Genomic DNA, 26992 nt, shown 5'->3' with positions numbered 1-26992 from the left:
TTACTCGCACGCTAGCGCCCTCCAAAGAGACTGACCAGTCGAGAAAGCAGTCCCTTTCGGGCCTCCCACTCGATTATGCCGTTCAACACTTCTTGCTCACTCGTATCCGCATCATTCTCACCGGCGCCTGAAGTCTTGGCGGCATGATCTCCGACCTGTGTCCAAGCCGTTGGGTCGACAAACGTGCCGGTTGCCTCGTCGAAGACCCATGACTTCTCGTCGCTGCTGCCGAAGCGCACTATGCCATCGCCCCCGCCCGTTGCCGGTTGCCACGCGGCCGCCAGAGCGCCTCTGCCGCTTCCGGCCCAGCCGGATGCCGCGGCTGTCTCGTTCGCCTCGCTAACCCCTGGGACATGGAGATCCGAGGCGCTGATGCCGGCAAGTTTCATCAGCCGTCGCTCAGTCGGGGTTACGAACAGACCCAACTCCTCATCGAACACCTGGGCGTCGTTTCGCGTTTCGGACTGGGTTGCCGGCAGCGGCAACCGGCGCTCGCCGACCTCAAGCGTTTCGGCCATGACGCCGCCGACAGCATCGTCGGCAGAGTGGACCAATCCGGCCTCGTGACCCATTTCATGGAGCAGGACCGAGAGCAGATCGAAGCGTCCCGCGGCTGGGCCGCCACCGATCGCCTGCCACTTACCGTCGACAAGGCTGTACTCCTCGTTATCCTGCGGCGTGAGATCGACGAACCAGCCCCGTCCGGCGGCGTTGCGGTCGATCCTGATTGCGCCGAACACGGCTTCGGCCAGTCGGTCGCCTTCGAGATCGACGATCTGCAGATCGATCGTGCCGAGGCGCGCCAAGGTTGATGCATCGAGCAGCCCCGATTTCGCCCAGAGGGCGACGGCATCGTCGAGCACCGAGAGTGCCTGTCCTCTCGTGATCTCACCACCGGCGACGGTCGTGTCGCCGGTCGCCGCCAGCAGATTGGTCGACGTGTTGAAGGCGGGATCGTTGGTACGGATCAGGAAGCGATCGAACGAGCTTGATCCGACACGTGACATCGTGCCGAAGCCGCCATCGACCAGTGCGGCATTGAAGCCATAGGTGCCGACGAGGCCGCCGTTCACCTGAATGCTGACCGCCGCCCCCTTGAAGATCACCTTCAAAGTATAGTCGACGCCGACATCAAGGACGCGACTGAAGGACTGATCGACCTTGTAGCCGCCCTTGGCACTGACGTGGCCAACAAGGACCTTGTCGTTGGCCACATCGAGGGCGACGAACTTGTAGTCGTTCGGACCATAGCTGTCGAAGACGATGCCGCCCGTGCCCGCCGTCAGTAGCTTGGCCTCGAGTTCGAGGTAGGAGTCCGCCCGGAGCTTGGTGCCAAGGTTGAACGTGCTGATGGAAGCACCGGCGGCGCCGACGAAGCGACCACCTGCGACGGTCCAGCCCGTGGCCGCCGTACCGCTCATCGGGAACCGGCTGGTTGCGTCGAAGTTGTCGGTATAGTCAAGCGACAGGTTTGGCGGCAGGATCTGAACCGAGAAGTTGTCCACCTTCGACTTGGAGCCATCGTTGCCGGCGCCCACCAGACCGCGGTTGAGGCCCACGGGCACGCCATCCTCGATCCTGGGCGCGAAGGTGTAGCCGAACCAGTTCACACCCGCGACCGTCACCGTGACGTTCGTGCCGTTGACGGCGACGAGCACGTCATAGGTTATGCCAGCCTTCAACTGGACGGGCTTGTTCGACTGGGCGACCTGGTGCCAGCCGCTGGCGTCGCGGTAGCCCATTTCGATCTTGTCATTCGAGATGTTGATACCAGCCCATTTGAAGTCGGTCGGCGAGTGGTAGTCGAAGATGACATAGGCGTTGGCCTTCCAGCCCGCCAAAGGCTTCTGAGCGGTGATCTTGGCCGAGATCTCGAAATAGATCGGCAGGTACTGGTCGGCATAGAAGACCGCCGCCGCCTGCCCCCACGATGTCTCGGATTCGACCGACATCATGCCGCTCGAGACTGAGAACTTGCCCTGGTCGGCGGCGAACACGTCAAGCGTGCCGTCGTTGAAGTCGGCCGTGCGCAGAACGTCGCGTCGTCCACCGGGGATATTGCCCGGTTGCGGATCAGTCGGTCCGCCGGTCTGGTCTTGCCAGATGCCGTGATCCTTCTGGGTCACCAGGCCAAGTTCGCCTTCGACCCCGCCCTGGAACTGCGACACATGGCTGTATTGGTCACTGCCATTGACGCTTCCGGTATCGGCCGTGCGGGTGATGTCGACACCATCGCTGAAGGCTTGCGCATAGAGGAAGTCGAAGAGCTGCGGCGGCACCTGACGGCTGACCGTCGCGATGCCGAACGGAGCGAACGGCACGAGATAGCTGTTGAACTCGCCGACCCAATCGATCAGGCGGTCGCCGCCGGTGTTGCCGATCAGGATGTCGAGCCCGGCGCCGCCGAAGACACGATCCTCGTAGACCGGATGCGTTTCCGGCTGGTCGTTCATCCAGCCATTGGTGCTAAGCACATCGTCGGCATTCATGAGGTCATTGCCCCAGCCGCCATAGATGTGATCGCGCCCTGTGCCGCCGACGATCCAGTCGTTGCCGAGGTCGCCGAAGATGGCGTCACTGCCGTCCGTATTGCGGTCGGCGAAGGCGATCGGCGTGCCGTTGGGCGAGAACGCGATCGCGCCGTTGACCAACGGTCCCTCATTGTCGACCAGGTTGAGGAAATACTGGAACTGGGTCGGCGCAGCACCCGACTTCCAGGCGGTTCCGTCAGCATTGAACAGAATCGTCCGGCGCGGATCGTATTCGTCATAGAGGAAGAATTCGCCGAGCTTACTCTGAACCGGCTTCGGTGCGTTCCACGGATCGGTATCGGCACCAAAGCGCAGGATGTCTCCCGGGTTCCAGGGCCGTGTGAAATCGGTGCGCACCAGCCCGACCACGACGCCGTTTTCGAAGCGCTGGGTGTAGCTGAGCGGCAGGGCTTCGCCGCCGCCGACGGCATCGTCGCCGGCGCCGCCATGGATGAAGTCGTCGCCGAGACCGCCGAAGATGATGTCGTCGACGACATTGGCGTCGAACAGCGGATCATCCGCGCCCTGAGCATTCGGCTTCAGGTTATAGGGCGTGAGGTCGACCGATTTCTTCAGCTGGCCGCCGATATTGATCGTCTCGGTCTGCACCTGCCCGGGCGTGTAGATGAATTCGTTGAGCACGTCGCCCTGGCTGGTGCGGGTATCCGGGTCGGTGGCAAGGAGGGCCAAGACGCCGTAAAGCGGCTCGGCATAGGTAGCGCTGTTGCGGCTCGTGAAGATCCGTCCGTCGTCGCCGAGGATGCCGTCCTGGCCGGTACCGCCAGAGATCCAGTCATTGCCCCAACCGCCGATCAGATCGTCATTCTCGGCATCGCCGAACATGCGGTCGTGGCCGCCGCCGCCATAGGCGATGTCGTCGCCGGTTTCGCCGTGGAATTCGTCATGGCCGCCGATGTCATTCTTCGCCCACAGACCGAATTCGTTGCGATAGGCCGCGTCGTTCGGGTTCGTCTTCGAGAACAGGTCAGGACGGAAATCCGGGCCGCCCGGTGTGTAGTCGAGAAGGTGCACGCCGCGGACGACGATGCGTTCGGCGCCGGCGCGGGCCGGATCGTTCACATCGTAATTGTACCGGACGTAGAGCTGCTGGTTTGCCAGCCCGTTGGGGTTGATATCGAGGCCATTGATCCCGACAATACGGACGATATTACCGTTGTCGCCGACCATGGTGTCGGCATCGCGGGCATAACGCGCAGCCGCAAGGGTGCCGTCGCCCGGAAGGTCGAGGTCGTTCCGGTCGATTTCGCCGCCGGTACCGCCGAAGATGTAGTCGTCGCCGTCAGGCCGTGCATTTGCATCGGTCAGGCTGAAGAACGAGGACGAGCCGCCGACCAGGTCGTCCTGGCCGAGGCCGCCGAACAATTGGTCATCGCCACCACCGCCTTCGATGTAGTCCTGGCCATCGCTCGCAGCAGCAAAGGATGCGATCACCGTCAACGGACCGATCGGTTCGACAACACCACCCGACGTCCGGGAGGCACCGACATGCGACGTGCCGGCGAAGGCAAGTTCGATACCGCCGTCGCCCTGGATGACGTCATTACCCAGTTGGCCGAAGATTTCGTCATGACCTTCGCTGCCGGCAATGTAGTCGTTGCCGAAACTACCAACGCCGGCAGCTCCCTGGTCGAAGGCGAAGGTGTGAAGGGTCGCATAGTCGACCGCATACTCGCTCCACCACGGCGCGCCGTCCGGGTCGCGGTAACGGCGTGCGATACCGTCGACCAAGAGGAGACCGCTGTTGTCGCCAGTGACGGTGCCGAAGCCAGCCGGGATCGGCCGATCCGTACGGCTGTAGAGCAGCGCGCCGGCCAAGGTCTGGAAGCGCTTGCTGAATGTGTCGTCCAGCAAGTTGCCGTCCGCGCCGCCCTGGCGGGTGAGGTAGACGTTGTCGCCGAAGATGCGATCGTCCTGCTGGTCGCCGTCCAGCATGTCATGGCCGGCACCGCCGACGATCACATCGCGGTCAAGCCCGCCGAACACGATATCGTCGGCGCCGTTCTGCAGCTCGGCCGACTTGATCGCCGTCACGAGCACGAGCTCGGTCGTCTGGATTCGCTGTTTGAGACCGGACGGCAGGTTCGGATCGTCCACGAACATCTCGATGACGCCATGGTCGGCGAAGATGATGTCGTCGAAGTCGCCGAGCACACCGGCTGCGGCAACGGCACTCGGTCCGTAGCCGAGATGCGATGCGCCATCACCGAAGATCAAGTCACGGCCGGCCTGCATGAGGTCGCGAACCGCCGACTTCACCGGCTTGATCGTGGTGCCGTTGGTGTCGGTGTTCGGGTTGGCGGAAGGCAACGGGCTGTTGTCGACCGTGTCGATGAAGAGCTGGCGGGTGAAGATGTTCACGTTCACGCCGCTGTCGCCATAGATATGATCGACGCCGCGGTTGCCGATGATCAGGTCGTCGCCGGAACCACCGGCCAGATGATCGCCGGCCTGGCTGCCATAAATCGTGTCGTTGCCCGCGCCGCCATAGATCGTCAGGCCGACGCTGGGCAGACTCCCCCCTCCAACGCCCGCAAACAGTGCGCTGGCGTCGATGACGTCGTTGCCGGCGAGCTTGTAGGGGTTGGCGAGCGGGAAGACCCATTCATCGTCTTCGTTCTCGCCATCCTGCAGTTGCGGGAAGGGATCGAACGGCTTTTCACCGAATTCCATGCCGAGCACATTGTGTGCCTGGCCGGAATACCAGATGCCGTCCTGGCTGGTGTCGCCATAGATGACGAGCGGCGAGTTCGGACCTGCGCCGCCATTGACCTTGATGTAGTCGCCGCCGACGCGCTTGCCGCCATCGAGCGTTGTGTCATAGCCGAACACGGTCAGTTGGACGCCCGTTGCCGGTGTCAACGCCACGTTCTGCAACGTCATCACCGCGGCGGTCAGCGCCTGGATCGTGAACGGTCCGGCATAGCCGCTGACATAGACCTTCTGGCCGACATAGAAGCCGTCTGCTTGCCAGCTCCCGGCGCTGCGCGTCAGGCTGTTGGTGGCAACGTTCATCGTGCCGGAAGCCGTGATCGTGCGTGCTTCGGCGACGTGCAGAGAGCGTTCGGCGTAGCTGTTGAACGCATCGGCCGCCAGCGAGACGCCGGCCCCCTGCCCCATGTGGGTGTTCGGCGCGCTCAATACCAGGGCGCTGAGATCGCCCCAGGTCAGGGCCGAGTTCGGCGGCGCCGGAAGGGTCGCGTCGACGATGGCAAGGATCGTCCGGGTGTAGGTCTCGCCCTCAAGCTGGATGACCTGGCCGACCTGGTACCGGTCTTCGGACCAGTCACGCCCATCGAGGCGGGTCACGACGATCGAGCCACCGCCGCCACTGGCAATGTTCATCTTGCCGGCGCTTTCGATGTACATGTTGCCGCCGCCGTGGACGAGCGTCAGGCCGCCATGCGCACCCTGCACATAGAAGCTCTTGACCGCATCGTTCTGTGTGGCGAGCAATGCGCCTTCTAGCTTCAGCGAGAAGCCGTCATCGGAGATCTCGATGATGCGGAAGTCGCGCTTGCCGTTTTCATCGACCATGGTGATGAGGTGACCGGCAAGATAACCCTCGTCCGCCCACTTGATGTCGTCCTGACGGGTGACGATGCCACCGGTATAGGTCGGATCGATACTGACATCGGTGACCACCGTTTGCAGGATCGCGTCGGTGACCGGGTTGATGCGGTTGATGGTCCGGGGCGCGTCGCTGACGAGCGCGAGCTGACCGCCGGTGACGCGCATCGTCGAGCCGACAATCGAGACGATCTGGTATTCACCCTTCGCGAAGTCCTCGTCGATAGTGATGAAATCGCCGACCGCAAAGCCGGTCCATGAGCCTCCATCGGTACGCACGATGATCCCGCCGGCAATCGTCTGGGCGACGTCGACGGACTTGTTGACGGTGATCACGTCCTTGTCGATCGCGGTGATGGTCAGTGCGCCGCTGGCAACGCCAGCGAGCGATGGGCCGCTGAGAACCAGGATCGAATTGTCGTTCGGGTCGGCGCCTTCTTCCGGATGCAGCGGATCGATGAGGGCGTCGTTGATCGCGACCACGGTCCAGGTGCCCACCTGCCCCGCAATCTTCACGGTCTGGCCGACGAGGAAGCCCATGGACTTCCAATCGAAGCCCGCGCGCACGATCGTGCCGCCGTTGCTGCCGTTCGGCGTCACCGTGAAATTATTGGTGACCTGAACGGAGGGCGCCGGATCGAGCGTGCCCTGGATGACGAGACCATCATTGCCCTCGCCGAGCATCAGATTGACGACCTCGATGGTGCTTTGCGTCGCATTGGTGCCGAACTGGCCGTCAGAACCGACGCTGATCTTGCCGAAGCTGATGCCGCCCGGGAAGAAGCCCGATTCGCCGAAGGTCGGATCGCCGGTGACCCCGAGGCCGAGGCTCAGATCATCGGCCATGTTGAAGCCGGTCAGCGTCGTCTGCGTCATGACGCCGTCGACATCTTCCTTGCTGGTGTCGTTGAAGATGTTGAGGACATCGATCTGTTGCGATTCCGGCGGCTGGGCGCCGATGGCGATCAGGAAGTCGTCCGCTTCACCCGGCAGTTTCAGGCCGTTTTCCAGCGAACGGTCAGCGCCCGTCGGGCCGCCTTCAACAGCCAGCGGTCCGCGCAGCTTCGAGAGATAATGTCCCGAAGCCGGGAAGACCTTCACGCCTTCGCGCGTGACGGGGATGTCGTAGTTGTCGTCCGCCTGCAGGACGACCGTCTGCTGGATATAGTAGTTCCCCGGATTGAACGTCGCGACCGCCGCGGTGCGCAGCACCTTGACGCCCGCTAGCGTGCTGCCGACCGGCAGCAGTCCAGCGTTCTCCGAGGTGATCTGGATCGTGGCATCCTTGGTGTCGTTCTCGCCGCGAATGATCGCGATCTTGAAGTTGCCGATAACGTTGTCGGCGGCGTCGAAGACACGGATCCACTGGCCTTCCAGGAAGCCATAGGCGAGCCAGCCGTCCGCATCGTCGGCAAGGCCGGCGATCGTCATCCGATAGGTGGGCGTGCCGTCCTCGATGACCGTATGGAACTGGATATTGCCCGTAAAGGCGCCATCGCTGGCGAGGTCCGAGAGGATGACATCGGCAAGCTGGCCGCCGGTACCGAACGTCCGGTCGACCTTGATGAACTTGCCGTCGACCGTGTCGATCGCGGTGATGTAATAGTCACCGCTGTTGCCGCCGGCGTTGCCGACGCGGATCTGCTGGCCGACGAAGAAGCCTTCATCGACGAAGCTGCCGAGATCGGCGCCCGTGCCGCGGGTAATCTTGCCGTTGAAGCCGTCATTGCTGAAGACAAGGTTGCCGTCGAAAATCTGCGTCGGCCGGAGCCCGCCGATCACCGTATAGCCCGAGCCGGGTGTGACGGCGACGCCGTTGACGCTGACGACATCCGCCAGTCCATCGGTGACGATCGCGACCTGTACGGTGGTGCTGGGCGCCTTCGTCAGCCGGATCGTGTAGTCGTCCGTGTCGCTGCCATCGGCATTGAGCAGCGTCGTGCCGCCGCTTTCGAGCACGACGGCACCGGCCGTGTCGTTGTCAATGACTTCGATGTCGACATAGCCGGGGCCGGAGCGCAGATTCGGGAAGACATAGTCGTGGTCGGCGTCAGTCGTCAGAACGTCGTCGCGCTGGAAGTAAATGACCGCCGTATGCGGATCTTCGCGCGGGATATCGTCACGCGCCTGAACGCCGATGCGAACCGGGTCATCCCAGTTGGTATGGTCGAAGGTTAGCCGCCAGTAGCCGTCGGCATGTTTGTACATGCGGTCGCCGACCGAGTTGAAGATGTTCGTCGGATCGTCGACATCGAAGATCTGGATATCCTCGTCGCTCGCCTCGTTGAGGAAGAGCTTGACGACGATGATGTCACCCACTTCCGGCGCCGTCGAAAGCTGAACGAGGATCTCGTCCGTCAACTGGGTCGTCGGGCTGCCTTCGATGACCAGCGACCGGCCGTCTTCGATGTTCGTGCCAGGCGCCACCTCGGTGACATAGATCCCGGGTGTGTCGTTGTCCCTGACCAGCACTTCGACGTTGCGGACGTCAGCCGCGTCAAAGGGGTCTCCATCGGGATATTCGGCATCGATGTCGATGACATTGGTGTCGACGCCGCTCAGATCGGAAATCACGCTGTGCTGGATGACGACCACGCGGTCGCCTTCTGCCCGCGGGTCGTCCGGCGCATAGACGTAGACCATCTGCGGATTCATCCAGTTGCTGCTGTCGAACCGCAGCACGACCGCGCGATCCTTGATGATCTGCGGTACGCCGTTGACCATGACAACATGCTGGAAGTCGCTGTCGGTGACGGTTCCGCCGGGGTTGACGGTGGACAGCCAGACCGTATCGCCAAGGCCGTTCGGCAAGGGCGCTGGGTTCAACAGTGTGCCGTCTTCCTCTTCCTGCGGCGAGCGTGCCGCAGACACGGTGACATAGACCACCTGGCCGGCGAGCGGAGCGATTGCCAGCTTCACCGTGTAGCTGTCCACATTGACCGGGCCGCCTTCGCGCACGGCAGTAAAGCCGCCGGTTTCGTCGATGCGGATGATGCCCTCTTCTCCGGAAGCGACGTTGTAGTCGAAACCGTCGACCAGCACACCGTCGTAGAGCGCGTCACCGGACGTGACGAGATGATCGACAGCACCGGAGGCCCCTTCGAGCTCGCGGGTCACGATGTCTTCGGTCACGTCGCCGGTGACGTTGATCGTATCGGATCCCAGGCCGCCAATGACGCGATAGGCAACGCCGAAGGCGGTCGACTGGACAAAGAATTCGTCGTCACCTTCGAGACCATCGACTTCGACCACTTCGATCGTGGTGTAGCGCACATTGAGACCGGCGCCGAAAATGCCACGTTCGGTGATCGCAAAGTCGTCGGCGAACTCCGTACCGAGGATGACGAGCTTGTCGAAGCCCGTGCCGCCGTCGACGGAAACCGGAGCATTGACGTTGTACTGGACCTCGTCCTCACCACCACCGGCGCGGATGTCGGGCGCCCGCGCAACAGAGAAGCCGAGCCCGATGATCGGCATCGCAACGCCCTGGTCGTCGCGCACGATCACGTCGTCGGTGTAGTCGTCGGGCGTGGAATCGGCATCGGCAAAGTTAATGACGCCGTCGCCATTGGTGTCGAGCGTGACAGCCGGCAGGTCGTCCTGGTCGATCGTGCCGTCGCCATTCCAATCCTGGTTGGCAACAGCGGCGATCGCAAAGGCGCGCACGATGAACAGGTCGTTGTTGTCGTCGCCTTCGAGCCTCAGCTCAGCTTGGTTCGAATAGACACGGAACTCGTCGTTGCCGGTTCCGCCCTGCGCGACCAGCGGCGCGCTGATGCCGGGGCTCAGCCAGCCGCGTGTCGTAGCAACCATGTCCGGGAAGACGTCCTGGGCGAGCAGGCCGCCGCCGAAGAACGGCGTGACGCCGTTTTCCGGATCGTCGGTGCGCTTGTTGCCGAAGATCTGCCCGATCTGGAAGGAGTCGTCCCCCGCTCCGCCCTGAAGCGACACGATCGCCGTCGTATCATCGGAATAGAAGTTGTCGTTACCGCCGAGGCCTTCGACGGTGACGCGACCATTGAGGGCCGTGTCGTAGTTGATGCGTGCGCTCTCGTTCGACGGTTCGTTGTCTTCGATCGTGTCCGCATAGGTGGTCGGCTGGCCATAGACCATCGCGACATAGGCCGGGCGATCGGCCGTTTCATGCGGCAGATAGTTCGCACCGCGCAGCAGGAAGATGTCGTCGATCGGCTTGTTGCCGTCGCCGTCCTTGCCGTTGAATGCCGAGTTGTAGCCGTAGACGTTCAGCGCATCGACGCCGTCGTTGGAGCGCCCGGTATCGAGCACGTTGATGACGTAGTTGCGGTTGAAGTCCGTACCGGCACTACCGAGGCCCGGATTGTTCGAGCCGAGCGTGTAGACCTCGTAGAGGTCGCTGCCGGAGACACCGTCGAGCGTCAGCGTATGTTCGGCTGCCGTCGTCATGTTTGGTGATGTCTGCGTCGCTGTATCCTGCAGGTAGTAGACCGTGAAGCGATCTTCGCCGTCGGCGTTGGTCGGGTCGAGGTTCTGGCTGCCATAGGCCCGCGTCTTCGAGCCGAGGAAGATATAGCCGGGGCTGCCCTGGCTGTTGGTGCCGCCGGCGCCCGAGGGATCGCCGAACTGGATGGTATCGACATCGGTGTTGCCGAAGATCCAGGTCAGATTCGTGGGGTGCGGTGCCGTCGTCTTCGGCGCGGCTGTCCCGACCGGCGTCCCGTTGGTCTTGTTGCCGGGGGTCACCGCGGCGTTGGCGATGATGCGCCCACGCAGCAGCATGACCGAGCCGAAGCCGATATCGGCATTGGCGAGCAGAGTGATGGCCTCGTCGAAGGCGGTGACGTCGCCATAGATGTCGATCCGCTTCGCCGCCAGGATCTCGCTGTTCGAGTCGAGTGTGACGTTGTCGCCGACGCGCAATTGCACATTGCCCTTCTCGGCGAAGATCTGGCCATGCGGGATGAGACGCTCGGCATCCGCCTGGAAGGTCGGGAAGGTGGCGCCGTCCTCGGAGAAGCGCGCGCTGCCGCTGTGCAGTAGATCGAGGTTTTCACCCTGGACCCCCGTCTCGCGAACGGTGATGCGAATGTCGCCGTCATAAGTATGGGCGAGCACGAGCCTGAGGTTGCCGGCGCTCTCGCCGGGATTAACGGGTGCTTCCGCCAGATAGATGTTGTTGTCGGCTTCCAGCGCGACGTCGTCGTTCGACGAGCCGCGTGAGGAATCGATCTCGAGGTCATTGTTGAAGGCACCGATGGAGCCGCCGCCATTGGCGTCGAGATCGATGCTCTGGCCAAGCAGGTCGGCGAAATCATCGCCGGCGCCGTTGTTGCGCGCATCGAGGATCGAGCCAGAGACGGTGCGCAGCGAGATGTCACGCGTCGTATGGACCGTGTGGACGAGCAGATCGCCGACGACTTCATCGAGGAAGATGCCGAGTGTGCTGTCGGCGGTCGTGTCGAATGCCCTCAGCACGCCCAGGCCGCCGACCCCGTTGCGGATGTCGACGTTGATCTCGAGGAAATCGGTCGGCAGCCCGATGCCGCCGAGCGGCGAGTTGATGTCGAGCAGCGTCGGGTTGAGAACCTGCGCAGCGACCTGTGCATGGTTCGGGTTAAAGAGACCGACACCGGCGGCCATGGTGATGTTGCGGCCGGCGACATCGGCTTCGACATCGCCTTCCGTGAGGCCCCGCGCATCGATGATGCGCCGCGGCGAATAGAGCAGCACGTCCGACGCGGTCGACTTGATCCGCTCGACGCGCATGTCGCCGGTCTTTTCGCTCAAGGCGATATAGCCGTTGGTCACCACATCGATATCGCCGTTTCCGGTGATTTCGGTGATTCCGAGGACATTGATCGTCGTTGCGCCGGGATCGGGATTTGCTGCAGCGACGATGATATCGCCACCGCTGGTGACCGCTCCGGCCTGGAGGCCGGGCAGAGTCCGATTGCCGGTAGCCGGATCGATGCCACGGAAGTCGTAGGTGGAAGCGATCGGCGTGTTGCCGGTTCCGAAAACGCCGCGGCTCAGCTCTTCAGGAAGGCCGCTGTCCGGCCGGAAGAAGTTGTAATGGGTGATCCCGGCTGCCTGGCTCGGCGCCTTGACGAGCACGCCGCCCGAGGCCCCTGCGCCGCTCTGCTCGAGGCTCGCCTGTAGCAGCACATTGGCGCTATCGCCGGCGCTTATCCGGTCGATTTCGACAATGTAGTAGCCGCCGCCGAGATCTTCGCGCAGCAGGGCCTTGAGGTCGAGGTTGATGTTCTGGACGGCATCGACGGTAAATGTCTCCGCCGCAATCAGGCTGTGCTGATTGGTGAGCGGCCCGCTCGGCGAAAGATTGATCGCGACACCGGCGAGGGAATTCGCCAGCGTGCTCGCCAGCTTAACGCTCAGGCCATCGGACGAAGCGATGACATAGTAGTAGCCGCCATCGACGAGCCCACCGATCGCCGTGCTGACCGCGTCATAGCGCACGAGTTGGCCGGTATAGAAGCGGCTTTCGTGCCCGAGGAAGATCTGCTCCGTCAAGCCGCTGACACGGCCGGTATCGAAGCTGACAAGCTGCGGCAGGCCGGCGCTGTCGACGATGTCGATGTTGACGCGGTTTCCTGTCGTGCCGACGTTTTCATCCGCGCGGATATTGAGGATGTGCGTGCGGATCAGGGATTCCCGGCCGTCGCTGCCGAGCACACCGCGATCGTGGGTCGCGAAAACGGATCCGTCGGTATTGACGATCGAGGTGGTCCCGATCGGGTTTTCGATGGTGCCGTTGATATAGATATCCGACCGGCCGCCCGTGTCGGTGATCTCAATCAGCGTCGGCGCCACCTCGCGCTCGATGTTGAACGTCAGGGTCACTGTCTTCGACGGGTTCAGCCAGGCAAGCGGTTGCTCGTCGGTTACAACGTCGATGTTGTTGATGATGATGTCCTTGTCGGACTCGTTGCGGATCGTGACGCGCTGCAGCGTATCGCGGAACGTCCAGGTGCCGCCGGAACCGACCATCGTGTCGGAATCGAAGACGACGTCGCCCGGGCCAGGATTGACGATGTCGTTGACGACGATGTCGGCGCTCTGGATCGTATCGCCCTCTCCTTCGCTGCTACCGCCACCACTTGCGCCGTCGTTGACGGTCACCTCGACCGCGACGTCGATCTGGCCGTCAGCACCGATGACGAGCTGTTTGACAACCAGTTCTGGCGAGCGCCCGGAGAGAATGAGGACATCCGAATTGAAATCGATCTGTTGCGGCCGGTCGTCGGGGCTGCTGCCATCGGAGCCGCCGGCGGCAAGCGAACGCTTGCTGTGGTCGGCGTCATCCGTCTGCGAGATCGAGCCGTTGACGGTGGAAGCATAGAGCGCCAGGTGTTCGCTCGATGCCGCGGGCTCCTGCGGGTAATCCGGATGGCCGAGAACACCATCCGCATTGTCGCGCGGGCCGGCCGTGACCAGTGCGCCGGCGGCGCCGAATATCTTCGACGCCACGTCGGTGTCGTTGTGCGCATCGGAATCGACGAAGCCGAAAAGGCCTGTGGCACGGGCATAGGACTTGGCATGCGTCTTGACGTTGTCGTAGCGGGTGACGAGGTCGACGCCCTCCCAGCCGGTCAGTTCGGCGTCGGCATTGATGTGCACTTCCGCCTTCGGCCGGGCCGTTATGGTGCTTTCGGCCTGGCCTTCGCCATAGAAGCCGGCGCCGCGGCCGTCGCTTCCGGCGAAGACGTCGAAGCGCCCGACTTTCGCGCTGGCAACGGCCCGCTTGGCGCTCAGAACAGCCCGGTCGCCGAGCGTTGCGATCGTGTCGGCCTGATCCGGATCGGGGTTCGGATCCGCAACACCGATATAGACATGGGTGACGGCATCGCCATCTCCGCCGAAGCCGACGCCTGAACCGGTCGACTTGGCGGAAACGCCGGCTTCGGAATAGGCGGTTAGCCGTGCCAGTTCGCCGGCGACGACGATCGCGTCGGCGCCGATCGTCGCGGCACTGTTGTACTCGATCCAGACTACGGTCGTCGGCGAAGCCAAGCCAACGGCACCGCCGGCGCTCGCATGCGACGAGGCTCCGGTATTGGCATTGGTGCTGGATGCAACGGTGACGTTCTTGCCGGCGACGATGCGCGTGCCGTCCCCAACCGAGGCAACACTGTTGATGTCCTGGTAGCTGTTGGCATCCGCGTCGCCGACGGCGACGAAGCCGCCGGTGCCGTTGACCGCGTGCGCCGTCGTATTGGTGGTGGCCGATGTGGCGATCGAGACATCGCCGCTCGTCGTTACAAGCGTCGCCGATATCGTGGCGGTCACGTTCGGATTGCTGGTGATATTGGCGTCATTGCCGTTGACGCCAACAAAGCCGCCGCCGGAACCCTTTGAATAGGCCGAGGATACGCCGTCGCCTGACTGCGGCGCGATTTCGCTGAGCGAGACCTCGCCCGGGCCGAACAGGAACTGGCCGCCAGCTACCGACGTCACTGCATCGTTGATGTCGATCCGAAGCTGTTGCTCGCTCGTGCTGTCGCTCGATATGTCGACGGCCAGCGCGCCAATGCGATGGTTGGCGTAGGGGCCGGAAAGCCCGGTCGGCGTCAACGTCATCTGCGTGCCGCCGGAAGGCGCGTCCCACAGTTCGAAGGTATCGTCGCCGGGCCCGCTGACGCCACGGACATAATAGGTCTTGCCGTCTTCGAGCCCGCCGATTGGCAGATTCTTGGCGTTGATCAGCGAATGGATGTCGTCGGCAGTCTTCGCCTTGTTGGGCGTGAGCGTGATGATCGACTGATCGAAGGTCTTGGTGAGCGTCGTTTCAGTAACGCTGTTGACGACCGACAGGATCAGCGTGCTGCCGCTGACGCCGGTAACGGTGTAGGTACCGCTGTTGGCACCGGCGCCGCTGATGAACAGAGTACCAGTTCCAAAACCGAAATCGGCCCAGTTCTCGCCATCGGTACGGATGATCCGGTCGCCGGCCCCATTGCGGACGAACTGAACCTGTTCTGTGACCACGTCATTGCGTTTCAGTTGGATCGTCGTCGAATTGACGACGTGGACACGGTAGGTCTGGCCATCGGACAGCCCCCCGATCGGCGTTCCGGGCGCTCCCGTTTCCGTTTCGACGTTGTAGACAACGTGCTCGCCCTCGCTGAACCCATGGTTCAGCGCGTTGCCGTTGTCGTCAAAGAAGCGAATGTTGTTCTGCGTGCCGTCGTCAATCGGTGAGCCATCGGGATTGAGTGCCGTCGGATGGACATCGACCTGCCGGCTGACGAAGGTCTTGGCGTCGGGCGCGTCATAGGTGACGGCCATGCCATTGGTGAACCCATGACCGGAGATCGTGATCTGATTGCCGGCGATGTCGTCGGGCTGGAAGTTCTTGAAGTAGTTTTGCGGGTTGACCGCCTTGTCATGCGTATTGACCAGTTTGATATGGGACTCGTCGATAACCAGAACGTAGTAGAGATTGCCCTCGGTCAGGCCGAAGCTGTTCACCGTCTCGTCCGGCCCGGCATAGTAACGCACGGCATCGCCGCTGATGAAGTTATGCGCCCCCTGGAAAGTAATAATCTCGGTTTCGGAATCGATGCTTGCGGCATTGAAAGTCGAGCCGAAGTATAGCTTGTTCGGGTCGACATTGCCGCCATCGATGACGTTGATGACGTTGTACTGACGGTTGACCGCCGGATCCTGCGGATCGGGCCAGTTAAGACCGGGGATCACCGCGCCACCGCTGCCGGCATCGTATTCGACGGTATCGCCGGTCACGAGACCATGGTTGTTGACGGTGATGGTGTTGGCGACACCATCGGCGTCGACGACTGCATAGTCGGGCTGCGTGCCTGGAATGGGCGCGGCAATCGCCTCGACCGAAACCGTGCCGGTCGCATTGATGACGCTGCCAGTGCCAATGGTGCTGGAGACGGTCGGGCTGACATTGGTCGTGGCATCGGAATCGCCGGCGCCGAAAATGCCGCCGATCGTCACGCCGACGACCTTCGAATCCCCTTCGGTGTTGGCGAGTGCCTTGAGCCGGATATGGCGTGCGGACTGAACGGACGTATTGTTGCCGATGGTCGCCGCAACGGAGGACGGGCTTGCGGTTGCCGTGGCGCTGTTGAGCGTCAGCGCCCCGAGGACGCCGCCGCCTGTCGCTTCCGCAACGGCGAGCGCGCCGTTGATCGCAAGCGCGTCGACCCCGATGTCGCGAACCGAAACGATATTGGCATTCATCGCCGCGTTCGACTGGCCGTTAGCGGTCGCTTCAGCATCGGTTGCACCGACAGCGGCCGCACCAAAGGAATTCGCCTCGGTGTTGGCGACGGCGTAGTTGCGCAGGCGCGACTTGATATCGATGTCGTTGGTAATGGTCAGGCTGCCGCCCGCGCCGATCGTAGCATTGACGATGGCGTTGGCCTTGGCGGTGGGCACTGCGCCCTGGCCGCTGAACAGGCCGCCACCCGAGGCTTCGGCAAAGGCCTTGGCGCCACGATCCGTCGCTGTTTCGCCGACGAAATTGTGGGAGGCGAGCATGACGATGCCGCCGGCTGTAATAGTCGAATTGCCACCGATCAGCGCACTTGTCGTCGGCACGACATTCACCGTCACGAAGCTCGTGCCGACCGCGCCGAGACCGATGGTGAGCGCGAAAACATCGCCCTTGGCATTGTGGCTCGAAAGCGCTTCCAGCGTCACGGTGCCGGTGGCATCGATGTTTGCGCCGCCAAGGATCGATGCTTCGATGTTGGTCTCAACATCGATCAGCGCAAAATTGAACGAGAGGCCGAGCGCACCGCCGGCGAGCGCAAAGGTCTCCGCCTTGGCGTCGACGGTCGAGTCCGCATGCACAGTGATCGCACCGACCGTGTCGGTCTGGCCGATCTGGCTGCCAGCCCCGATGGTCGCCAGAGATTCGATAGTGCTGTCGTCCGTGTCGCCGATATTGAGGTCGACATAGGAGGCGCCGGCCGCCACTGCGCCGACCTGTATGCCTGTCGTCGTGACGTCGAAGTCCTGCGTGTTCGAAGCGTTGACCGACAACAGGGCGGCATTCTCCACCACGGTTCCATCGAGCAGGCGGGCCTGCACGCGGCTGGTATCGTTGATGACGATGACCGATGCGCCGAGGCCGACGAACCCGCCCTGGAAGGCGACGGTCGTCACATCGACCTCTTCGTCAAGCTCAGCCTCGACCTTGATCTGGTTGCCGGCGCTGAGGTTACCGCCGGCCTTTGCCTTGACCTGTCCGGAGACGTTGAGCACGGTCACGGCTGCGCCGGCGCCGACGAGGCCCGCGGCAGCGTTGCCGATCAGAAGATCGACCTTCATGTTCTGGCGCGAGACGACCAGAATGTCATGGCCGGCCTCGACATCCGCACCGGTTTCGATCGTGGCGGTGGTACCGTGCTCCTCATTCGTCGGGATCAACGCGGCATCGAGGTCCGCGCCCGAGAAGAACGACGGGTCGTTCAGCCGGTCCGATGCACCCTGCATGTTGTCCCTGACACGGGAGTCCGCGGTGCGGGAGTTTCCGTCGCCGCTGAAACCGGTCATCTGGCCGGTCAGTTCGCCGACGCCGCCATCGGTCTTTTCCCCCGCATCGGCGGCCGCGTTGTCGCCACCACCTGTGGTGGCATCGCCCGACGTGCCTTCCTTCTCGTTGGCGTAATCGTCCTTGAAATCCTGTCCGATCGACCAGACCGAGACCGACGCACCGAGGCCCACGACGCCGCCGACGCCGCTGAAGGCGAAGCCCTTGAGGGCCTGAATCGAGTCTGCACTGACAGCGACATCGTTGCGGGCCAGGATGTCAGCATTCGCGCCGATCGAGGCTGTGGTGTCGTTCTTGATGCTGCCGAAATCGATGCCACCACCGATGCCGACGAAGCCGACGGCAGCCGAGCCGGCAAAGGACGTGATGCGGACATCATTGGCGGCGTTGACATAAACGCCCTGCCCGAGGCCGACATTGCCCGGATGCAACTGATAGTCTGCAAAGCCCTGGTTGATCGCGGCACCCGCGCCGATGGCGGCCAAAGTATCGGAATCGATGATTGTCACACTGACCGCACCGGCAATGCCGACATAGAGCCCGCCGGCGCCGGCAACGGCGATATGCGTAACGATTTCCGACGATTGCGCCTGGACGATCACGCCGTGCGCCTCACCGGAAAGCGTGGAGAAACCGGTCGGATCGCCGCCGCTGGTCGTGATCTGGCCGTCGAGCACGTTCGAGATACCCGCGCCGTTGGCGCGCGCGTCGATCGTCGCGTTTTCGCCGATCGTTGCCTCGGTATCCTTGGTGACGTTGACGACGCCAACGGAGCCAGCGGCACCACCGCCGGCGAGACCGATGGCGACCGCACCGGAAACGATGGTAAACTGCGAGTCGTCCTTGGCCATGACGGCGACATCGCCGCCGGCCTCAACCGTCGAATCCCCGATGCGCGCGAACGTATCGGCATCGAGCGAGACAACCGAGACGCCGCCGGCGAGGCTGACGGCGCCGCTTACCGCAAGCCCGGCGGAGACGACGAGAACCTTTTCCTTCGCAGTAGCGATGACCGCTACATCATTGTTCGCGTCTACGAGCGTGTCGTCGCCAATAGTCGCCTTCGTTTTCGTGGTAATGACCGACACGTCGACTGCCGGAGCGGCTGCACCCGACCCGCCGAAGGCCGCACCGGCGCCAACGCCGAGGTGGCTGAAATCGCTGGCCGCAGCGACTAGGACCGACTGCGCCCCATTGCCGCCACCGCTCATGTCCTGATTAATGCGGGCGCCTTCCCCGATCAGCGCGGTCGTCGTCGTGTTGAGTACGTTGACCGCCGCACCGACGGCGACACCGACGGACCCGCCGCCGCCAACGCTAATGGCCGCCGTTTCGATATCGTCCTTGGTGCTTGCCGAAACTGCGACGCCGCGGAAGCCGCCATCAACGGCGGCCGTCGCCGTCCGCTGCTGGGTCAAGCCTGGATCGGTTGGGGTACCGTCATCGCTCTCATCCTGGTCGAGGTCATTGAACTGGCCGAGGCCGCCGCCGCCTTGCTTGATCGGCACGCCCGCTTCGAGACTGTCCTTGCTGACCTGGCCGTCGGTCTGCGGGTCATAGCCATCGCCCATGCTTTGCGATCCGGCAAAGCTGATGTCGAACCGGCCGGTGCGTGCAGCCACGCTGTGCTGGCCCTCGCCGGTCACGCGCGCGTCTTCACCGATGAACGATTCCGTCGTCTTGGTGACGACGGCCACACCGGCTGCGACACCGACGCCGGCGCTGCCGCCAACGGCAACGCCGCCGACGATCAGATCGAGCTCCGTTTCATCGACCGCCTGCACCAGCACGCTGCCAAGGGCGCGAACGTCGGTCAGGCCCGCATTGCCAATGCCGTCGATCGGATCGTCGCCGATGAAGGCGCGAGTCTTCACGTCGAAGATGAACACATCCGCCGAGACCGTGATCGCGGCTGAGGAGGCCCCGCCGGCTGCGACCGAGAAGGAGCCGACATCCTCGTTGCTGGTTGCCTCGACCTTGATGTTGCCATCGGCATCCATATCCATGCCGGAATCGATCGATGCCTGCGTGGTCTTGATCAATGTCGCGATATTCACGCCGGCGCCAACTGCGGCGCTGCCGCCGGACGCAGCAAGCGATCCCGCAACCGTCAGGAGATCCGTCTCGCCATAGGCGTAGGCGGCAACACCCGGATCGTTTGCACCGGACTGGGCCGTGACCGCCGTATTCGAGCCGATGCGCGCGATCGTCGTTTCCGTCAGCACCGTGACAGCGACAGAACCAGCCACGGCTGCGCTGCTGGTCGATACTCCACCGGCGGCGGCGATCGTGGTCACGTCCTCAGTCGAAATCGCCGAAACATCGAGACCAACGGGTCCGCCTGTTTCAACGTCGGCGTGGCCGCGGATCTCGGCCTTCACATCGTCGATGTGAACGAAGACCGTGCCGCCGATGCCGATGCCGGCACCCTGGCCGAAGGCGATGCCGCCGGCGAGCGCAAAGATCTTGGCGTCACCGGTTGCCTTGAGGGAGACATTTCCGCCGGCATGAAGCTCGGATTTGTCGAGTGCTGTTCCCGTCTCGACATAGGCTTCGGTCGAGCTGTCGAGCACGACGACACCCACCGAGGCCGCCACACCGGAGCCGCTGAGGCTCAATCCGAAGGTGGCTGCAATCGAGGTGATGGTGTCGAATGAATCGGCGTTGACGAGGATATTGCCGGCAATGGCACCGAGATCCGCAGTTCCGCCGACCCAGGCGCTGGAATTGCGGATGATGACATTCACGTCGAGGCCGATGCCGACACCGGCATTGCTGCCGCCGGACAGTCCGATGCCGCCAGCACCACTGACCATGGTCAAGATATCGGTCGCTTCGACGGTCACCCCGCCATTGCCGTCGAAATCGGAGCCGTCATTGATGAAGGCATGCGTCTCCATGAAGACGACGTTGACGCTTGAGGAACCGCCCACCGCCGTTCCGTTGCTTGCCGCAACGCCGGCAGCAAAGCTGGTCACCGCCAGATTGCCGATGACAGGAATGCTCTCCGTAATCGGCAGCAGTTCGGCATGGGCCGTGACACCAATCGCGCCGCTCGCCTCGGCATCGACGCCGGTCCCGACGTCGGCCTTGGTGTTGAGATCGTTGACGATATTGATGGAAACCGCGACGCCGACACCGGTGCCGCCATTGAGGCTCAGCGCCGCGCCGCCGGCGATGCTCTGCATCTCGTTGACGCTGACCGCATTGATAGCGATCCCGCCGGCGTTGGCGTCGAGATCGGCGTTGTTGCCGATGATAGCACTCGAATTGACGTCGAGATAGTTGATCGCGACGGAGCCGCCGACGGCGGTGTTCTTCGAGACGGCGCCTGCCAGTGCCCGCGCCTGGAAGGTATTCCTTTCGCCATCGGCCGTGATTGCCCGCACCTTGATCGAACCGGCGGTAAGATCGGCGCCGGAATTGACCTGCGCGGTATTGTCGAGCAAGGCGATATTGAGGCCGACAGCGGCGGCAACGCCGGTATTGGCGCTCGTGTTGGTCGCCGTCGCCGTGCCGAGCGCACGCGCGTCGGTGGTCATGGTCGCTGCGATTTCCATCGCGCCCGAAGAACCGATCACGACATTGCTTGCGATCGTCGCGGTGTTGTCGGCGTCGAGGAAGTTGACGGCGATCGTTGCGGCGACGCTGGTCCCGCCCTGTGTCGACTTACCCGTCTCATTCGTGCTCTTGCTATCGGCGGTGCCGAGACTGCTGCTGCCAGATTGGGTCGGCGCCTTCGAGCCGCCACTCTGGTTCTGCGCCATGTTCGTCTGGTTGCTGCTCTCCTGGTCGGAGTTCGCCTTCGAGGTATCATTTCCCTTGGCGCTCGCCTTGGACTCTGCCTTCGTGTCGAAAGTCGACGTCGCGGTGACACTGACATTGTTGGCGCCGGAGAAGTTCCTGCCGACAAAGGCATCGTTGGTCACTTCGGCGATGTTCAAAGCGAGCGAAACGCCGACGCCGACATTGCTGCCGGCCGCTTCGCCGTCGCCGAGCGTGTGGATCGTGCTGGCATGGCTCGCCTGCGCGGCGAGATTTCCGGTCAGCGTGATCGCACCGCCAGCACCCGAGCCGATATGTGCATCCGTGTCATTATCCACGTAGGCGACTGCAATTGCGCCACCGACAGCAGTGTTGCCGGCTGCGCCCGCCTTTGCCGTGGTGGTGACCGTATCGTTCGAGGTGGCAAGTGCCTGAAAGTTGCCGGTGTTGCCGCTGATCGTTTCGCCGTTTTCGATCCCGGCGAAGGTCGTGTTGAGCGAAATACCAAGCGCTATCGATGCGCCGACGCCAGTGCTTCCTGAGCCGCTGCCGGCACCATGGGCCGTCGCTTCTGTCGTCGATTTGGTTGTGTTGGTTGCCTGCAGGCTGACGTTGCCGCCAGTGAGCGTCACAGACGTCGTGCCGCCACCGCCGTGGTCGAGCCCAATCGTGCCGAGCGTATTGGTGGTTGCAACGCTCAACGCAAACGAGCCCGCCACGCCGGTTTCGCCGCCGCTCGCACCTGACGTGGATTTCGCACCGAAATTGTGCTCGGCGTTGCCGCCGACCGTCTTCATCGTCGCCGAAGCGGTGAGGCCGTCGGCCGTGATGTGCGCGCCGGCGCCGACCGAAGCTTCGTTGCGCATGGTCGCGACGTTGATGGCAACGGCGACACCGACGCCGGTGCCACTGCTCGTGGTCGTCGCCTTGCCGTCGCCCGTCGCACTGGCATTCATGTTGTTGGAGGACTGGAGCTGAAGCGCTCCGGTGCCCGCACCTTGCCCGGCAATGATCGTGACGCCATCACCGATCGAGGCGACGGCGAGCGACGAGGAAACGTTGAGGGCGAGCGCTGCGGCGACGCTTACCTGGCCCCCGCCGGTACCGCCCTGGCTCGTTGCGGACTTGTCACCCGTGTTCGTCTTGCCCGATTTCTCGTTGGCAAGTTGCTTTTGTTTATTCTTCTGGTCGTCAGCGGTGGTGTTGCCGCTGTCGCTTTCCTTATCCTTGTCCGCACCCGCGGCACTGGCTGTAGCTTCGGCCTTGCTCGCGCCATCGCCATGGGCTGAGAAGCTGACATTGCCATCCGCAGTGATGTTGCGGGCGGTGCTCGCAGTCGCGCTGTCATCGACGAACGCAAGCGCAATAGCGGCGCCGACCGCCGTATTTCCGGCGATTGCGTCGCCGAGTGCCGAAGTCGTGCTGTCGCCATGGTGGGTCGCGGTCGCGGCGAAGGCGCCGTCAAGGTCGATAAGGCCTCCGGTGCCGAGCTTTGCCTCCGTCACATTGTCGGCAACAGTGATCGCGATAGCGCCGCCAACACCGGTACCATCTTCGGCAGTCGCCCCGGATTCCGCCGTCGTGGTGGTCTTGTGGCTACCGGTGGCGCTGAGCGTCAGGTCGTCGAGTCCTGTGAGGACCACGGAATTTTCGACCTTGGCCGATGCCGTGTTGTCGGCTGCGTTGATGGCGAAGGAGGCTCCGACGCCGGTGCTGGCACTCTCGGCATCCGCCTCGGCGACCGCGCTGCTTTCCGAAGTATTGGAGACCGTCAGCGAAGCGTCGTCGCTGCTGAGCGTGACGCTGGCGAAAGGCCGGATCGCCGATTCTGCGGTCGCATCCGACACGTTGAGCGCAAACGATCCGGCAACGCCGGTGTCGCCGCCGCTGGCGCCGGAGGTCGAATGCGCTTCGAAGACGTTCTTTTGGTCGCCGCCGACATTCTTCATGGTGGCAGACAGGATGACGCCGCCGTCGGCGTTGACGACCGCACCGTTGCCGATGATCGCCCTGTTGCTCATGTCCGCGACGTTGATCGCCACGGCGGCGCCGACCGCCGTGCCCGAGGTTTCGCTTTCGAGCGTCGCGCTGCCATCGGCGATGGCCGAAGCATCCATGTTGTTCTTCGCCTGCAGGCTCACGCCGCCGGTTCCGGCGCCGTCGCCAGCCGTCACGTTGCGGCCAATGGCGATGCTGGCCAGCGCTTCGCTGTCGGAGACGTTGATCGCAAGGGCGGCCGCGACGCCGACATCGCCACCGCTGCCACCGCCGGTGTTGGCGGTCTGGCTCGTGTTGTCGGCATCGCCGGATTTGCTGTTGGCGAAGTCTACCTGCTTCTGCTTCTGCTGATCGGCCTTGGTGTTGCCATCGGCGGATTCGTCGTTCTTGTCGGCGCCTTTGGCGCTGGCTTTCGCGTCCGCCTTGCTGGAGCCATCGCCGAGCGCCGACAGGCTGACCGAACCGTCGGCACGCAGATTGCGGTTCGTGGTCGAAATCGCGCGGTTGTCGACGAAGGCAAGCGCAATCGCGGCGCCGACCGCGGTCGAACCGATCGCCGTGCCGTCAGCCGTGGTTGTGCTCAGCCCATGATGGGTCGCCGTTGCCAAGAAATCACCGGTTATGTCGAGCTCGACATCGTCCGTCCCGAGCGAGGCGCGGGTGGTGTTGTCGATCACGTCGATCGCCACTGCGCCACCGATGCCGGTGCTGCCGCCGGTGCCGCCGGCTTCCGCCGTCGTCTCGGATTCATGGCTGCCGGTTGCCGAAAGCGTCACGTCGTCTGCGGCCGTGACCGTCGCACCGTTTTCGAGCTCCGCGATGGAATTGTTGTCGATGACGACAAGAGCTACCGAGCCGCCGATGCCGGTCTCGCCGGCTTCACCGAGATCATCGCCATTGGGGGTGGCGGCCGTCTCGGCGTGAGTGGTCGACGAGGCCGTGAGGCTGAGATCCGCGCCATTGAGATCGACCGTCGCACCGGCCTCGATCACGGCTTCGACGTCGGTCATGATGATGTTGATCGCGAGAGCCCCGGCGACATTGGTTTCGGCGCCGCCCGCACCGGCTTCCGCCGTCACGACAAAGCTGTCGCCGGCATTCAGCGTGGCATTGAGGTTGACGGCGCTCGCCGTCAGATCCGACGTTCCAGCGACATAGGCACGGGTGGTTACATCGGCGATGCCAAGCGCGACAGCCACGCCGACGCCGGTCCCGGCGCTGCCCGTAGCCGAGCCGTCGGCGGCTGCCGTGACGCTCTCGGTGGAGGTCGCCGTCAAGGCAAGTGTGCTTGCGGAAACGAGGGTGGAACTGTCGAGATAGGCTTCCGTCGTTGTCCGGTAATCGGAAACCGTGACGGCACCTGCGAAGGTGATGTCGCCGCCGCTGGTCGCCGCCTTGTCCGAGGTATTGCTGTCCTGGTTCGGGTCGGCGAGCCGCTTTTCGGATTCGCTCGTGCCATCGCCCTGGTTCGAACCACCGGCGCTGGAGATCGCGGTGGTGCTGACATTGCTGGTCAAAGTCGCGCTGAAGGCGACGGAATCGGGCAAGTTACCGCCATTGGCGTTGAGCGACGAGTTGCCCGCCATATAGGCGCGCGTCGTCGCGTTCACTTCCGAAACGGCAACGCTCGCGCCCTTGGAGCCCGAGCCGCCATCCGCGGTTGTCGTCAGTGCCAGCTGGGTGTCGGCGGTCAGAGAAACGGAGCCGGATATGTTGAAGGCACTGCCGCCCAGAACTTCTGTGATGGAATCGCTGAGAACAACCGTCACGGAAACCGCGGCATCCTTGGTCGTGTCGTTCTCGCTTGCATCGCCTTCGTCGGCCGCGGTCAGCGAAACGCTGACCGAACTGCCGGCCGTCAGGCTCGCGGCCGTCAACGTGCTGTTGTCAAATCTGATCCTCGCCTCCGGCAGAACGGTGACGATGACGCCTTCGAGCGGACCAACCTCCGCGGTCGAAGCCGAAACGGTCGCATCCGCCGTCGCCGAGATCTGCACGGCGCCAGAGGCGGTGATGGTCGCGCCGCTGAGGTCGATGATCGCCTCGGGTGTCGCGAAATAGGCGCCGCCGGTGATTTTGCCGTCGTCTTCGGCGAGCGCCACAAGGGTGACCGTCGTCGCCGAGACATTACCTGAAACCGTGATCTTTTCGACATGAACCGCCAAGGCGCCGAATGTGTTCGTCCCCTCGATGAAGACTTCGTCCTTGCCGTCATCGCCAGCTGTATCGGCAGCGTTCTCGCCAAAAACAGTAAAGCTTGCAGCCCCTAGATTGACACCGGTAACCGTTAGGACATCCTTCGACAGCAGCGGGATCCCGAGGTCGGCGCCAAGTTTGATTGTCAGGCTGTTGGTGGGCTTGGCGAAGGTGACCTTCTCGAAGGTCGGGATAAGCGACAGCGACTCGAGCGTCAGAGTGCCGTCACCGTTATCCTTCAGCCTTGCTTCGTCGTCGAAATCGCTGGTCGCGATAATACGATCGGCGACGACCGTATTATCTGTGATCGGCTCCAGGCCATCGTAGCGCAGAACCTGACCATCGCGGGTGATCGTGCCGGACGCGGGACCGGTCGCAACGTAGGTGACGGAATGGAAGAAGCCGCCATCGAGAACGAGACTGTCGAAGCCGCCGGCACCACCGTCCATGACGCCGGTCAGACCGCCGCCAGCTGAAACGAAGAAGGTGTCCTCGTTGTCGGCAGAACCCTTGAGATTCTCAACCTCGACGAAGGACACCCCTGAAACGTTGCCGGAATTCAATCCGGTTATGTTCCAGTCGGTATCTTCCGGCGGTCCGATCACTGCGTCGCTGCCGGCCCCACCGCTCAGCAGGACCTTGCCCGAAACGGCGTTGTCGAAACCATTATGGACGAAGGTGTCGTCGCCGGCGCCGGTGTCGATCGTCAGCTTCAGATTGGGCGAAGCGAAGGTGTAGGACACCAGCGCGCCGCCATTGATGCTGTCAAGCGTCGAGAACCCGTCTCCCGGCGTGCCGGCATCGCTGAGACGCAGAGTCTGCCCCTCGCCCGTCATGTCGGCAAAGATGCGCTCCTGCGCGGTTGTCGCATCGGTCACGGTCGAGACGCCACCGATACCGATCCGATGGCTGATCTCGCCGTCTGCGGCGGTAAACACACCGGAGCCTGCACCATCGACCGCGAACTCGACGAGATCGAACACGCCGCCGGTCAGCGAGAGCCTGTCGTCGCCGTCGCCGCCTTGAAAATCGATATCGAGCGCCTGAAGGAAATCCGTGCCGAAATCGATTGTCAGCGTGTCGTTCGCAGCAGTACCGGTCACCCGGATATAGTCGATTTCCGCGGCATTCCGCTGCGCAACGAGGAGGCTCGACCTGTTGTCGTAAACCTGGACCGCCTGGATCAGGTTGTCATAGCGCAGGCTGTAGTCAGCGCCGCCATCACCGACCATGTCCACCGCAAAGGGCATGATATCGGCAGACAACAGATAACGGGGCTCAAGCGTCTCGAGCGCGAGCCCGGGTAGATGGCTGGTTTCCGAGCGCGGTGTGAAGCTTCGTGCCTTCCTGCCACCGAACCACCGGAAAAGGCGTTCGATCATCGCCGTTT

At 63.2% G+C, this 26992-nt stretch carries 1 protein-coding gene; it reads right to left on the bottom strand.

The window, feature by feature from the left end:
• Positions 1 to 11: 11 nt before the first annotated feature.
• Entirely contained in the window at positions 12 to 26984 is a 26973-nt protein-coding gene (locus ASE60_RS09470) for an LEPR-XLL domain-containing protein (protein ID WP_057249563.1), read from the bottom strand.
• Positions 26985 to 26992: the final 8 nt, after the last annotated feature.

The organism is Ensifer sp. Root278, assembly GCF_001429285.1.
GTDB lineage: Bacteria > Pseudomonadota > Alphaproteobacteria > Rhizobiales > Rhizobiaceae > Ensifer.
This window is presented reverse-complemented; position numbering and strand designations above follow the sequence as displayed.